Annotated in this window: 11 protein-coding genes; 4 read left to right on the top strand and 7 right to left on the bottom strand. The window is 35.5% G+C overall.

The features are described 5' to 3' along the window. The first annotated feature begins 16 nt into the window (after positions 1–16). On the top strand, positions 17–2,134 hold the full coding sequence (locus tag CLV90_RS14305) for a peptidylprolyl isomerase (RefSeq protein ID WP_133688190.1): 2,118 nt from the start codon (positions 17–19) through the stop codon (positions 2,132–2,134). 53 nt (positions 2,135–2,187) lie between these two features. On the opposite strand, the gene CLV90_RS14300 is transcribed toward CLV90_RS14305, so the two are convergent. Next, complete coding sequence (locus CLV90_RS14300; RefSeq protein WP_133688189.1) at positions 2,188–3,099, bottom strand: GYDIA family GHMP kinase; 912 nt, start codon at positions 3,097–3,099, stop codon at positions 2,188–2,190. Between the two features lie 11 nt (positions 3,100–3,110). Beyond that, a complete protein-coding gene (locus CLV90_RS14295; protein ID WP_133688188.1) occupies positions 3,111–4,427 on the bottom strand; it encodes a hydroxymethylglutaryl-CoA reductase, degradative in 1,317 nt (438 codons plus the stop codon). 211 nt (positions 4,428–4,638) lie between these two features. Between CLV90_RS14295 and CLV90_RS14290 the strand changes: the two genes are divergently transcribed. After that, positions 4,639–6,804, top strand: coding sequence for a S9 family peptidase (locus tag CLV90_RS14290; protein ID WP_133688187.1), 2,166 nt, complete (start codon positions 4,639–4,641; stop codon positions 6,802–6,804). Positions 6,805–6,820: 16 nt separating this feature from the next. Further along, positions 6,821–8,353: a peptide MFS transporter gene (locus CLV90_RS14285; protein WP_133688186.1), complete on the top strand. Its 1,533-nt coding sequence runs from the start codon at positions 6,821–6,823 to the stop codon at positions 8,351–8,353. A 6-nt stretch (positions 8,354–8,359) separates the two neighbouring features. On the opposite strand, the gene CLV90_RS14280 is transcribed toward CLV90_RS14285, so the two are convergent. The 5 genes from CLV90_RS14280 to surE all read right to left on the bottom strand — a co-directional run bounded on the left by CLV90_RS14280 (position 8,360) and on the right by surE (position 13,235). After that, positions 8,360–10,372 (bottom strand): ComEC/Rec2 family competence protein, encoded by a 2,013-nt coding sequence (locus CLV90_RS14280; RefSeq protein ID WP_133688185.1) that lies wholly within the window; start codon positions 10,370–10,372, stop codon positions 8,360–8,362. Position 10,373: 1 nt separating this feature from the next. Next, a complete protein-coding gene (locus tag CLV90_RS14275) occupies positions 10,374–10,940 on the bottom strand; it encodes a C40 family peptidase (RefSeq protein WP_133688184.1) in 567 nt (188 codons plus the stop codon). A 68-nt stretch (positions 10,941–11,008) separates the two neighbouring features. Next, positions 11,009–12,130, bottom strand: coding sequence for a lipid-A-disaccharide synthase (lpxB, locus tag CLV90_RS14270; RefSeq protein ID WP_133688183.1), 1,122 nt, complete (start codon positions 12,128–12,130; stop codon positions 11,009–11,011). A gap of 1 nt (position 12,131) precedes the next feature. Beyond that, entirely contained in the window at positions 12,132–12,416 is a 285-nt protein-coding gene (locus CLV90_RS14265) for a hypothetical protein (protein ID WP_133688182.1), read from the bottom strand. A 45-nt stretch (positions 12,417–12,461) separates the two neighbouring features. Next, a complete protein-coding gene (surE, locus tag CLV90_RS14260) occupies positions 12,462–13,235 on the bottom strand; it encodes a 5'/3'-nucleotidase SurE (protein WP_133688181.1) in 774 nt (257 codons plus the stop codon). A gap of 189 nt (positions 13,236–13,424) precedes the next feature. Here surE and CLV90_RS14255 point away from each other — a divergent pair, with 189 nt between their 5' ends. After that, positions 13,425–15,563: a carboxy terminal-processing peptidase gene (locus CLV90_RS14255; protein ID WP_133688180.1), complete on the top strand. Its 2,139-nt coding sequence runs from the start codon at positions 13,425–13,427 to the stop codon at positions 15,561–15,563. Positions 15,564–15,606: the final 43 nt, after the last annotated feature.

Below are 15,606 nucleotides of genomic sequence, written 5' to 3'. Positions count from 1 at the left end.
TTAAACGTTAATTAGAATGGCAGTATTAGAAAATATTAGGAAACGTACAACAGTGTTGATCTTGATTATAGGTTTGGCGCTTTTTGCATTTGTTATTTCTGGGGTTTTTACCAGTAGTAATTTAGGAGGAGAAAAAGTAGGTTCGTCTGTGGCCGAAATTAATGGAGAAGAAATTTCTATTGATGAATTTAGACAAGAAGTAGAAGTTGCTTCCAACAGAGTTGGTCCAACGGCATCATCTATGCAAGTTGTAAACCAGGTTTGGGAGAACAAAGTAAGAAAGACAATCTTAGGTGAGCAATTCGAAGATTTAGGTATCGGTATCGAGCAAGATCAAATTGTTGATTTTTTAAGAACTACCGGTTACGCACAGAATCCTCAATTTCAAGATCAGAATGGTCAGTTCGATGCAAATTTGTTTAAGCAAACTGTTGCTGATTGGAAAGTAAACAACCCTGCACAATATGATGCTTGGTTGCAGACAGAAGACGAAATAGTTCAATTGGCAAAAGAGCAGACTTACTTTAATATGGTAAAGGCCGGTGTTGGTGCTACTTTGAAAGAAGGGGAGTTAGACTATAAATTGGCTAATGAAAAAATGGATATAAAGTACGTAAGAGTACCTTATACTTCCATTGCAGACAGTACTATTACAGTTACTAAAAGCGAAATTTCTGATTACGTTAATAAGCACAAAGAAGAATATAAGCAAGATCCTGCAAGAGATTTACAATATGTATATTTTCAAGAAAAACCATCTGATGCTGATCAAGCAGCCATTCAAGCTGAAGTTTCTAAGTTGTTAGATGATACTATCGAGTACAATTCTCAAACTGATCGTAACGATACTATTAAAGGATTTAGAAATACAAAAGATGTTGCTGCATTTTTAGATAGGTATTCAGATACTAAGTTCGATACTATTTTCAAAGCAAAGAAAAACTTACCTTCTAGCGTTGCAGATACATTAATGAATTTAAGTGTGGGTCAAATCTACGGTCCTTATAAGGATGGAGATTCATTCAAGATTTCTAAGATGATTGCTAGAAAACCTAATGGTTCTGTGAAAGCAAGTCATATTCTATTGGCTTACACAGGTGCTACAAGAGCAAATCCTGAAGTAACAAGAACAAAGGAAGAAGCTGAAGCTAAAGCGAAAGAATTATTAAAAGAAGCTAAGAAATCTGGAGTGGTATTTTCAGAATTGGCAAGAGATAATTCTGACGGACCATCTGCACCAAATGGTGGAGATTTAGGATACTTCCAAAGAGGAGTTATGGTACCTAAATTCAATGATTTCGCATTCAATAATAACGAAGGAAGCATTGGGTTGGTAGAAACTGATTTTGGATTCCACGTTATTAAAATTGACGATAAAGAAGATGTAGTACAGGTTGCAACTGTTTCTAGGGAGATTGTAGCGTCGGAAGAAACAATAAACACATTGTTTACAAATGCTACTAAATTTGAAATGGAAACTACAGATGATGAAAGTGCATTTTCAACATTGGCCAAGAAAGCTGAATACGTAGTTCGTCCTGTTAATAAAATCAAAGCTTTAGATGAAAACCTACCTGGGTTAACAAATCAAAGAAATATTGTACAGTGGGCTTTTAATGGTGATACTGAAGTAGGTGATGTAAAGAGATTCAACATCAACAACGGTTATGCTGTAGTTCAGTTAACTGGTACTTATGCAGAAGGTGTTATGAGTGCTGAAGATGCTTCTGTACTTGTTTTACCGATTATTAGAAAAGAACGTAAAGCAGAGCAAATTATAGCAGCGAACAAGGGTAAAGAAATGAGTGCTATTGCATCTGATAACGCTGTAAGTGTTTCAAATGCATCTGCACTTACGGTGAAGTCACCAACTATACCAGGTGCAGGTAGTGAGCCAGTTGTAGTGGGTACTGCTTACGGTATGGCTGCTGGTCAAACTTCAGGTTTAATTCAAGGGAATACTGGTGTTTTTAAAATTGAAATCGTGAAGAAAACAGAAGCTCCAAAATTAGACAACTATAGCGTTTATTCAAATGCTATAAAAACTGCTGCTGCTAGCCGTGTGAACACAGCTGTTTACAATGCATTGAAAGACGGTTCTGTAATTGAAGATAAAAGAGCTACTTTTTACTAGTAGATACTTTAAGATTTATAAAAAAAAGAGCATCCAAATTGGATGCTCTTTTTTTATAGTATCATTTTTGAGTAGGGGAGAATAGTATGGTATCCTTTTTCCTTGAAGTAAGACATATCTTTTTCCGTCCCGGTTACTAAAACAAAATCTCCTCCCCAAGCACCTAAGCTTTTAATAGTACCGTTATAATCAGGGAAAAGTATATTTTTTATAGTGTCAATTTGAAGTGTCTTAGATAAAACGCTCTCGTGTTCGTTTAATAGAAGTTCAAAATCCTTAAGGTGAGTAGAAGCTAAAATGCGCTCTGTTATGCTATTGATTTTTAAAATCAGCTTCTCTTTATTAAAATCTAAATTCCTGTAGCTTTCAATGGCTTCTCTGCTGTTTTTTTTCTGATTGAGATACACAAAAAATAACTGATCTGTAAAGTCAGGGTTAAACGTTACCTCGGTTACATGGGGTTCAAAACCATTTCTTTGGTAAGTGATTGCTGTATTATGGGTAGCGCATGCAATATCATAACCACTACCGCCAAAAGTAGCTTCTAGCAATTGATACGGATTTACCTCTGCCCAGGCTGCAATATTTGCAATTAACGTAGATGAAGTGCCCAGGCCCCAATCTATTGGGAAAGTAACTTTTGCTTCTGCCGAATTGATGTCGGTTGTAGTAGGTGAAAAATCGGGATTTAACTTTTTAGCTTCCAAAAGAATGTGAGATAGGCGATGAGCCACATCCCGATCAGAAGTATAAACCGTCTTAGAATCTTTCTTAGAAAATTCGGCGCTAAACCAAATATTTTCATCCACATCTAAACTATTCCAGACAAAATTTTCAGAATCTGAACCAAGTAGGCTTAAAGATTGTCCGAATTTTGTGGGTAATGCTAAACCTTTGGCACCGTCGAGAATAGCATATTCTCCGGTAATCAATAATTTTCCGTTACTGTAAAATTCCTTGGTCATACGTAAACGGTTTACTTTCTTATAGTATTCAATTGAAGTTCCACTCCATGATGAGTAACTGGGTTAGTTTTAAAATGTTCTACCAATGTAGCTTTTTCATTCTCGTTCGCCCCTAGTTGATTTAATATATTAAGCAGGTGCATTTTCATATGTCCTTTTTGAATACCGGTAGTAACCAAAGAGCTAACAGCGGCAAAGTTCTGTGCTAGACCTGCAACAGCGACAATTTGCATAAGCTCTTCTGCCGATGGTCGCTGAAGTATCTCTAAATTCAGTTTCACCAACGGGTGTAAGTTCGTGAGTCCGCCAACGGTGCCTAGCGCCAAAGGCAGTTCGATCCAGAATTTAAAAATTCCGTTTTCAATTTCGGCATGTGTTAAGCTGCTGTATTGACCATTTTTACAAGCATATGCATGTACGCCAGCTTCTACTGCTCTAAAATCGTTACCAGTAGCTAAAACGATGGCATCTATACCGTTCATTATCCCCTTATTGTGCGTAACCGCACGGTACGGTTCTACTTTTGCGATTTTAATAGCCTGAATTATTTTTTCTGCTGTATGTTGCGGTGTTAATTCTGCCGATAAATTTAAATCTTCAACAGAGCAGCTTACTTCGGCACGAACGGTACAATTGGGTACATAGTTAGAAAGTATGCTCATTACTACTTCTACATCTTTCTCTAAGGCTGAGAATTCTTTATAATTTGCAGCTTCTTTTTTCAATGTAGTTGCAAATTGCTCTAAGCAGCTATTGATGAAATTAGCGCCCATAGCATCTTTCGTTTGAAAAGTAGCGTGTAACTGAAAGTAATGATCTAATTCACTGGTTTTATCTTTTAGAACAATATCAGAAATACCACCACCTCTTTTTTCCATACTAGTGGTCAAAGAAGCACTTTCGGCAAGTAAAATGGGCTTTAAATAGGTAAAAAAGGAGTTCAGTTTTGTTGCTTCACCTTTAAACATGAAATGTACTTGACCAACTTTTTCTGTACCTATGATTTTAGCTTTGAATCCGCCTTTATTCAACCAGAATTTTGCAGCCTTACTAGCAGCTGCAATAACAGAGCTTTCTTCAATAGCCATAGGTATGGCGTAAAGTGTCTCGTTAATTAAAAAGTTAGGGGCAATGCCTAAAGGCATATAAAGATTCGTGAGTGTATTTTCAATAAACTCATCATGTAATTGCTGAATACTAGAATTTTCATTCCAGTACGTTTGCAATATCTTCTTTGATTGCGTGGCATTTTGGGTATAGTTTGTGGTGACCCATTCTATTTTTTCTTCTTTCGTAAGTTTGGAGAAACCACTTATTGGCTTGGTCATTTAGGTATAACTTTCTACTAATATTCGATGTTGTGTAAAAGTCGCGATTTGGAAAAATAGCACATAATTTTACGGTAGTAAAGATAAGCATATTGGCAATAATCTAGTTTCCATAGGCAAACAGTTAAAAGCGCTTTCTTTTTCACTGCAAAGCGTGTTTTTTTGAGGAAATTGTGGTAAACTTGAGAGATTTAACAAAATTCAATTATTTATGCGAAAAATACACTTATTTGCGTTGGTTTTAGTTTCACTCTCCGCAATTACTTGGGCACAGGAAAAACAGATTGAAGTTGCCGAAATTTATCAAGGTGCTTTTAGAACAGAAGGGATGGATGCCCTTAGATCTATGAAAAATGGCACCCAATATACAGTTCTTAATACCAATAGAATCAGTCGAATTACTACGGTTGATAAATACGATTATAAAACGTTAGAAAAAGTTGGTACTGTAGTTTCTTCTGCAGATTTAGCTGATATTAAATCTTTCTCATCGTATGATTTTAGTTCAGACGAAAAAAAGATGCTGCTTTCAACAGAAATAGAACCCATATTCAGACGTTCAAAACTAGGCATTTATTATGTATATGATATAGCTTCTAAAAAAGTAGTTCAAATAAGTGCAGATAAAATTCAAGAACCGTTATTGTCACCAGATGGCAGCAAAGTGGCATATGTGAAGAATAATAACATTTACATTTTTAACATAGCTTCAGGTGAAACCAAGCAGGTTACTACTGATGGTGTATCAAATAAAATTATCAACGGCGTTACCGACTGGGTATATGAAGAAGAATTTGCTTTTGTTCGTGCTTTCGAATGGAATGCCGATGGTTCTAAAATAGCTTTTTTACGTTTCGATGAAACCAATGTTCCAGAGTTTTCTATGGATGTTTACGGTACAGGGTTATATCAACAACCACATGTATTTAAATACCCAAAAGCAGGTGAGAACAACTCTATAGTTACGTTGCATCTTTTAGACGTTGCAAGTGGAGAGATTTCTACCGTAAATACAAATAACGCGTATTACATACCACGTATTAAATGGATGAACAATAAAAATATGTTGAGTGTCCAAACTCTGAACAGACATCAAGATCATTTGACCATGTATGCGGTAAATGCAAAAAAAGGAGAAGTATCGGTTTTGTTGGAAGAGAAGGATGATGCCTATGTTGATATTACTGATAACTTAACATTTTTAGAGGACGATAGCTTTATCTGGACTAGCGAAAAAGATGGCTGGAACCATATTTACCTTTATGGGGAAGATGGTGATTTAATGAACCAGATTACAAAAGGCGATTGGGAAGTGACCAAGTACTATGGTTACGACCAAAATGAAGATAAAATATACTACCAGTCTACGGAGAACGGTTCTATAAACCGTGGGGTTTATAATATTAGCAGCGGTGGTGATGATAAAAAGGGCTTAGCAGTTACTGAAGGAACGAACAATGCTTCTTTTAGTACTGATTTTACATATTTCATCAATACATTCTCAAGTGCAGAAATGCCTCAGGTATATACTTTGCATCAAGCTATAAATGGTAAGAAGGTAAAAGATATAAAAGACAATAGTCAATTATTGAAGAGATTAGAAGGGTATGCTGTGAGTCCGAAAGAGTTCTCTACAATTGCTATTAACGGTAATGACCTTAATATGTATATGATCAAGCCAAAAGATTTTGACCCTGCAAAAAAGTATCCTTTATTCATGTATCAATATAGTGGTCCTGGTTCGCAAAATGTGAGTAATAGTTGGATGGGCGCTAATGATTACTGGCACCAAATGTTAGTCGATGAAGGGTATATTGTAGCTTGTGTAGATGGTCGTGGAACCGGATTCAAAGGAAGGGATTTCAAAAAAGTTACTCAAAAAGAATTAGGAAAATACGAGGTAGAGGACCAAATTGCTGCAGCTAAAAAATTAAGTGAGTTGCCGTATATAGATGAAAATAGAACCGGTATATGGGGTTGGAGCTATGGTGGCTTTATGTCAACCAATTGTATTTTAAAGGGTAATGATACTTTTGAAATGGCAATTGCTGTGGCACCAGTAACATCGTGGGCATTTTATGATACTATTTATACAGAACGTTACATGCAAACACCACAAGAAAACCCAAGTGGTTATGATGACAACTCACCATTCAATTATCCACAATTGTTAGAAGGTGATTATTTATTGATTCATGGTACAGGTGATGATAATGTACATGTGCAAAACTCAATGCGAATGATCGAAGCATTAATACAGGCAGATAAGCAATTCGATTGGGGAATCTATCCAGACAAAAATCATGGAATTTATGGTGGAAACACTAGAATTCACCTCTACAATAAAATGACCAACTTCATAAAAGAGAAACTTTAATCAAACTAACATCAATATGACTGAAAGTACTGAATTTTCAGACCAAAAGCAGGTTTTTGGACACCCGCAGGGTTTATTTTACTTATTCTTTGCAGAGTTATGGGAGCGTTTTAGCTTCTACGGTATGCGAGCGTTACTGACGCTATATATGATCGATGTAATCTTCAAAGCCTTGGCAGAAAGAGATTATGCAACAGCAGCTGTTTACTCCTCGTACGGATCATTAGTATATGCCTCTACAGTTATTGGAGGAAAATTATCGGATAAGATTTTAGGAATGAGAAATTCCATTTTTTTAGGCGGAATTTTAATGTCTATTGGTCACTTTGTTTTGGCAATTGAAGACAACATGGCGTTCTTTTTGGCACTTTCGTTAATCATAGTAGGTAACGGATTTTTTAAACCAAATATCTCAACGTTTGTAGGTACGTTGTATGAAAAAGGTGATCCTAAAAAAGATTCTGGTTTTACCATTTTCTATATGGGTATTAATATTGGTGGTTGGGTAGCTCCACTTTTATGTGGTTGGCTAGCGGCTACCTATGGCTGGCACTATGGTTTTGGTCTTGCGGGTATAGGTATGTTGACCGGTCTGATCGTTTTTTGGAGAGGTATTCAAAACAACGTATTTGGCGATAGGGGATTACCACCAAATGAGCATGTGCTAGAGAAAAAAGTACTTGGTATAAAGCAAGGTATTCTTGTACCTGTACTAGCTGTATTGGCAGCGCCATTAATAGCATTGTTATTATCATCCTATAAGGCGATTGCTACAGATGGTATGTTTGCAGATCAAAATATCGTGAATGTCATTTTTACCGGTATCGGTATCGCCGTTCTAGCATATTTGGCTTACGAGATGTTCAAAGCAAATGTAAAAGAAAGAAAAGAACTGTTTGTAGCGGTGTTACTTACTTTTTTCATGACTATTTTCTGGGGTTTCCATGAATTGTCTGGTAGTGTAATTACTTTGTTTGCAGCTAGAAATATTGATTTGGATGGTATTATGTCTGCAGCACAAACCAATTCATTGAATTCTATGTTCATCATAATATTGGCTATTCCGATTTCAATGATGTGGACGTGGTTGAGCAAGAAAAACTGGAATCCTAGAACTCCCTATAAATTCGGATTAGGATTGCTTTTTGCAGGTATTAGTTTTTATGTTTTAGCATTAAGTGGTGGTAGCGCCAATGAAAGCGGATTTGTTCCTTTTACATATCTGTTGTTAATGTATTTCTTATTGTCGGTCGGTGAGTTATTTATGTCACCAGTAGGTCTATCTAAAATGACCGATTTAGCACCAATGAGATTGATTGCCTTTATTATGGGAGTTTGGTTTTTATCATCTGCATTTGCATTTCAAATCGTAGGTTTTATTGGTAAACAACTAGCTATCGAAAGTACGGATGGCGATGTAAGCGGATTTGCAACTTTAACTGTATATACAGATGGCTTTATGCTTATTGCAAAATATGCTTTAGGTGCAGGTGTTATAGTTCTTTTAGCATCTCCGTTAATTAAAAAATTAATGGGTAAAGTACATTAATTTATACTACTCAAAATAATAAGCTCCCTTTTCGCCAGTATAGTGAAAAGGGATTTTATTTTTTATACATGTAGCTTTCCAACGGTCTATATAGCTTTTGTAGTTGCTGCCATCTGCGATAATCACTTTTGGGTTGATGCTATTAAGCAATCTGTCTAGATTAATTTTCGGAGATTGTGTGAGTAGAATTTTATGGGATGCAAACTTCGGATATATTCCAGTGCTATCAATAATTAAAAGCAATTCATCTTCAAAAGCATAACTGTTTTTTAAAGAATCATATCGAACAGAATCTATACGTTCAGCAGTTTTGTATTCTGAAATTAAATAATTCGGAGTGTTATTTGAATTTGTTAAGATGGATAAATTATCTCCGCTTCTGTTAAAAATGAGACTCTTTCTCGTTTGATGAAGCACTAATACTTCTGACTTGTTTTGAGCTTCATACTCTTGGTAAATTGTATAACCTTGAAAACATAGAATACTTAATAAAAAGAAAACTATTCGTTTGTAGTTGAATTTTGTGCAAAATTCTATGCCCATTATCAGAACTAAAATACTTAACAATAGCTGAATAAAATCAAAAGAAATCGCACTGAAAATAAAATTTTCTTGTTTTGCCACCCAAGCTATTAAGCTATTCATTAAACCAATAATTTCATTGTAAAACCATACTAACGGAGACGGGAGCCAATTTAATAGTGATAATGCAATCACTAAAATTCCCATACCAAGAATCAATCCTAAAGCAGGTACGATCACTAAATTCGAAATAAAGAACAATCCCGGAAACTGATGAAAATAGTATAGACTAATAGGTAGAACGCCTAATTGTGCGGCTATACTAACACATAGCAATTGCCAAAAGTAGCGTACCACTTTATTCTTCGGAAACCATAATTGTTTGAGCAAGGGGAAAATCCAAAGTATAGCAAAAACAGCCGCATAGCTCATTTGAAATCCGACTTGAAATAGCAAATTTGGATTAATGAATAGTAGAATAAATAAAATGGAAAGCGCAAGTATATTAAACGTATTACTAGGTCGGTTCAAAGACAAGGCATATGCCACAAAAGTGAACATTGTCGTAGCGCGAATAATACTAGCTGACAACCCTGCAATAAAGGCAAATGTCCATAAAGAGAGAACCGATAGAATTAAAATAAGAGTTCGACCATTAGGGATATTTTTCAGCGGACTCAATAAAAACTGAATAACTAATAATAGAATACCAATGTGTAGCCCAGAGACTGCTAAAATATGCACAGCACCAGCTTTCTGGTAATTGGTATACGTTTCTTCAGAAATATCTGATCGCTGCCCTAATAATAAAGCCTGGATTACACTTAATTCGTCTGCTCCAAAATTTTCTTGATCAAGCTTTTTAATTATATGATTTCGAGCGCTGGCAGCGATACCGAGAAGGGTAGTTTGCGAACTTTTAATTTTAACAAGTCCATCATGCTTAATTCGCATACTATGATATACACCTAAATTCTCCAGATATTTTTTATAATTAAATTGATGCGGATTTAAGGGCGGGGAAATAGCTTTTGCTTCGGTATAAGTTACAAATTCATTATCGATAGCTAAGTTTAGTTTTACTGAATCAATAGGTATAGTAAGAAGAATGGTGCCCGTTACCTGCCTATTACCAATACTTTTTACTGAGGCAAAATAGCGTGTCGAAAACTGATTGGGCTTTAGAACTTCTTTTATTTTTAGCGTCCATAGTTCGTTATTGTTATTTTGGCGATTACTGTAGTGACTACTATAATTAATAGGTTGTGCGGCAGTGTAACTATAGACTCCTAATGATACGAATGTTAGCGCGGCAATGGTTCCAAATAAAATCGATTTTGTATTCTTTTCAAATAAGAAAATTCCAGCAAGTAGCAGAAAAAGAAAAGTGGTGAATAGAAGTATATGTAATAGGTTAAAGGAAAAAAAGTAACCTATTAAGATTCCAAGTATGAGTAAAAGCGTTAGTTTGATCGGAATAAACGCTAAGAGCTTCATGCTATAATATTCTTGTAGCCTTTACGAATGCCTGGTTCCAGAATCCGTCACGTAAAGATGACACGGTAACACCACGCGATGTTGATGCGTGTATAAAAGTAATTTCGTCATTAGCGGTACCCACGACCATACCAACATGGTTGATGCGTTTAGAACCTCGACTCGTTTTAAAAAATAACAAATCTCCCTTTTCAACATTTTTAACGGTAACACGATGCCCTTCTTCCGCCATATGAAAAGACGTTCTAGGCAATTGTACATCATGTTCACCAAATGAAACATATAAAAGTCCGGAGCAATCCATTCCCTTTTTTGTAGTGCCACCAAACTTGTAGCGTGTGCCAGAAAATGACAGCGCTGTATTGATAATTTCGTCGGCTTTGGTGTTATTTGTAGAAGAAGTTATACTTCTACGTTCTTCGGTTTTAGTAGGCCCAAGATCATTACCAGTTCTAGCATTACTAGCTGCCGCAACAGATATTTTGCGTTCCTTGTCAGAACTGCTTGTCTTGCTTACGCCACAACTGGCTAAAAAGCAAATGATAATAAAACATGGTAGTATGCGCATAAAACAGAGTGTACCCTTTAGTACGTGTAACTATAAAATTATAGAATTATTATTTAAAATTGCTAATACTAAGTAGTTTTGGCATTTTCTATAATCAATGAAGCAGCCAGATCACTCGCTCCCGAACCACCTAATTTGGTAATAAGTTCATTATAAGCGGCTAATTGTTTTGTTCTTGCTTCACCATCTAAAATTAAGGTCAGTTCCTTTTTTAGATTCTGTTTGGTAAAATCGTCTTGTATTAATTCTTTCACTACCTCTTTTTGCATAATAAGATTGACTAAAGAGATATATTCTAAGGTGATAATGCGTTTCGCAATTTGGTAAGAAATCCAATTTGCCTTGTAGCATACTACTTGAGGTACTTTGAATAATGCAGTTTCTAAGGTAGCAGTGCCGCTAGTAACTAGTGCGGCAGTAGCTATAGAAAGCAAGTCGTATGTTTTATTTTGAATGAACTTTACGTTTGCATTGGTAAGAAAAGGTATGTAAAATTCCTTGTCAAGACTAGGTGCCCCGGCAATAACAAATTCATGATCAGCGAAATCATCTGCTAGTGAAAGCATTAACGTTAGCATCTTTTGAACTTCTTGCTTACGGCTACCTGGTAGTAGTGCAATAATGGGCTTATTGGGGTCAATGCCATTAGTGCTCCTAAATGATTGTTCGTTTAAATCTGGTTTATTCGCAATTGCATCGAGCAAAGGGTGCCCCACGAAGTTGACTGGGTAATTGTGTTTTTTTTCGTAAAATTCTTTCTCAAAAGGAAGGATTACATACATATGATCCACTGTTGCCTTTATCTTCTCAATTCTACCTTCTCTCGAAGCCCATATCTGCGGAGAAATATAATAATTGTTTAAGAAATTATGTTCTTTTGCCCATTTTGCAATGCGCAAATTGAAGCCCGAATAATCAATAAAAATAATGGCATCGGGGTTGAAGGCTGCAATGTCTTGCTTACAGAATTTTATGTTCTTAAAAATAGCATTTAGGTTGAGAAGGACTTCGATGAATCCCATAAAAGCCAATTCTTTATAGTGCTTGGCGAGCGTGCCCCCTGCTTGCTGCATTAAGTCGCCGCCCCAACATCTAATATCAGCATTAGAATCTTGCCTCTTCAGTGCCTTAATTAAATTAGAACCATGAAGATCACCAGAAGCTTCGCCTGCAATAATGTAGTACTTCATGTTAAAAAACTTTGTAGTAAAGAATCACGAATGCAGTTAAAATGGTGGCGATCAAAACACCTTTGGCTCTCGTATCCCTCTTAATTTTTAAAAATCCGAAGAAAGCAACAAGATTAAGAATCGCCCCTAATGCTAAAAGACTGCCAACATGTTCTTGTCGAACAGCAGCTTTATACGTTTCGGTAATACTTAAATCTGAAAATATAAGAATATATAATAATGTGCCAATAGCGTTTGCTATAATGCCGACTATAAAACCTATTAGAATTTCTTTTTTGGTATTCATTTAAAATAATTGTGCAATATCATTAAATCTCTGAACCGTTGTTTATTAGAATTCCCAGCTGTTTAATTCTTGAATTACATGATGAGCAGTTAAATCGAACTGTGTAGGTACAACAGAAATATAACCATTGGCCAATGCCCATTCGTCGGTATCTTCGCCTTTATCAAGTAATTCAAATTCACCGGTAAGCCAGTAATAATCTTTACCCATTGGGTTGGTGCGCTTATCGAATTTCTCTTTCCAATTTGCTTTAGCCTGTCTGCAAATTTTAATGCCTTTAATCTCTTCTTTGGTCAGCTTAGGTATATTCACGTTCAATACGGTGCCTTTCGGTATACCGTTTTCTAAAGCTTGAGTGACGATAGTTTGAATAAAATCTTTTGCTTGATCAAAATCTGCATTCCAACTATAATCACATAATGAAAAACCTATGGCAGGTATTCCTTCTATACCAGCTTCGATTGCAGCACTCATCGTACCAGAATAAATAACGTTGATAGATGAATTGGAACCGTGGTTAATTCCGCTAACACAAATGTCAGGTTTTTTAGGTAATATTTCCTGAAGCGCTAATTTTACGCAATCTGCGGGTGTACCACTGCAGCTATATTCATCAATATTATCTTGGTCAAGATCAATTTTCATTTTTTTAGAAAATAGTGCAGTATCTAGAGTAATAGCATGCCCCATACCAGATTGCGGGCTATCTGGTGCAACCACAACTACATCGCCTATTTTCTTCATTATTGAGACCAACATGCGTAAACCGGGTGCGGTAATGCCGTCATCATTTGTAACTAAGATCAATGGTTTTTCCATAGCGTATACTTTCTGTAGTAAAAATACGTTTTTAAATATGATAAGCCCGAAATGCCGTTTAACAAAAAATTAGTTCTTAGCACATTTATTGGCATGGTTTTTTCTTTACCTTAGGGGTTTAAGTGACTTAAGTGTTGCTTACAACCCTCAAATTCGGATATATTGAAAAGGAAAGTAAAAGATAATTTTATGAAAAGAAATTTAGCCTACGTACTATTGTTAATGCTCGCAACTGTGGCATCGTGCAGTTTTACAAATAAGACTTTTGAAAATGACGACAAAGACAAGTTGTTATTAGATTTGATTACCTATGTTTTAGAAAAGGGACATTATGAGCCAAAAGCGCTCAATGATGACTTTTCGGTACACGTATTTGAAGATTTTATTGATGTTATTGATCCTACCAAAAGGTATTTTATGGCATCTGATATCGCTGAATTTGAAAAGTATAAGTATCAGATAGATGATGAAATTAAAAATACAGACATTACGTTTTTCAATGTAGTATATGAAAGATTGATGCAACGTATGGGAGATGCCAAGGGTATTTATAAAGAAGTTTTGGAAACTCCTTTTGATTATTCCGAGAACGAAAGCATCAGTATTAAATATGATGAAGAGCCATTTGCTGCAGATAGAAAAGAGCTGAAAGAACGTTGGAGAAAGCAATTGAAATATGCAACTCTGGGTACTTATGATTCTAAAATCTCCCATATGGAGAATAAAGAAATTGAGAGTACAGATGAGCATGATCATACTGCACACTCACCAAAAGAAGCTGAAGAAGAATCAAGAAAATCTACAGAAACTACTTTAGATGAGTTTTTTGATTTTGTTAATGATTTAGAACGTAAAGATTGGTTCGTACAATATATCAATACTATTGTAGATGAATTTGATCCACATACATTTTATTTCGCTCCAGAAGAAAAAGAGAAATTTGATACCAGTATGTCAGGTAAGTTCGAAGGTATTGGAGCAAGGCTTCAGAAAAAAGCTGAAGGTGCAAAAATCGTAGAAATTATTTCTGGCGGACCAGTATGGAGGGATGCACGATTAGAAGTTGGCGATGAAATCATCAAAGTTGGTCAGAATGGAGAAGAGCCTATTAATATTGTAGGTATGCGTTTAGACGATGCCATTAAATTGATAAAAGGTGCACAAGGTACTATTGTAGATTTAACTGTTAAAAAAGTTGATGGTTCTTTAGATGTCGTTTCCTTAACAAGAGACGTTGTTGAATTAGAAGAATCGTATGCAAAATCTGCCAATATTATTAAAGGAGAAGAGAAATTCGGAATTATTAATCTTCCAAAATTCTATGTTGATTTTAATGATTACAGTGAAAGAAATGCAGCCACCGATGTTGCGAAAGAAGTGGAGCGATTAAAAGATGAAGGCATGGAAGGTTTAGTGCTAGATTTACGTGATAATGGTGGTGGATCTTTAAAGACAGTTGTTGAAATGGCAGGTCTATTTATTAAAGATGGTCCAATTGTTCAAGTACAATCAAAAGATAAAACCAAAGATGTTTATGATGATAAAGATGAAAGAATACAATGGGATGGTCCTTTGGTAATTCTTGTAAACGAATTATCTGCATCTGCATCTGAAATTTTAGCTGCTGCAATGCAAGATTATAAAAGAGCTGTTGTTATTGGTAGTAAGCAAACTTTTGGTAAAGGAACCGTACAGAATGTGATACCATTGAATAATATGTTGCGTAGTAACGATCATGGCGATTTAGGTGCTATAAAAATTACTACTCAGAAGTTCTATAGAATTAACGGTGGTTCTACTCAGTTAGAAGGCGTAAAGAGTGATATTGTTGTTCCGGACAGGTATAGTTACATTGATTTAGGTGAAAGAGATCAATCCAACCCGTTAGGATGGGATAAAATTACACCTGCAGATTATAAGGCTTGGGATGGTTATATCGATTACGAGAAAACAATTGCCGATAGTAAAAATAGAATGGCGTCTAGTGAGCAAATTAAGTTGATAGAAGAAAATGCAAAGTGGTTAAAAGCTGAGCAAGATGAAACTGAAATTTCTTTAAATTTTGATACGTACAAAGAAGAAAAAGAAAAGGATAAAGAACAGTCAGATTACTTTAAAAGTTTGACAGAATATGATTCTAAACTTACTTTCAAGTCTTTAGGTTATGAAGAAGCTTTGTTTACTAAAGATTCTGTGCTACGTGAAAAGCGAAACAGATGGCATAAAAATTTAGCTAAAGATGTTTATGTAGAAGAAGCAGTGAATGTTTTAGAAGATTTAAAAGTAAACAACATTAAGCAAGGTAAACTTGCTAGTGTAAAGAACTAGAATACCAGTTCTATAAAAAGTAAAACCGCTACATAATTTATGT

It is taken from the genome of Maribacter spongiicola, assembly GCF_004364165.1.
In the GTDB taxonomy this organism is placed as follows: Bacteria; Bacteroidota; Bacteroidia; order Flavobacteriales; family Flavobacteriaceae; genus Maribacter; species Maribacter spongiicola.
The sequence above is the reverse complement of the archived record's forward strand: the minus strand, read 5'-3'. Positions and strand labels throughout refer to the sequence as shown.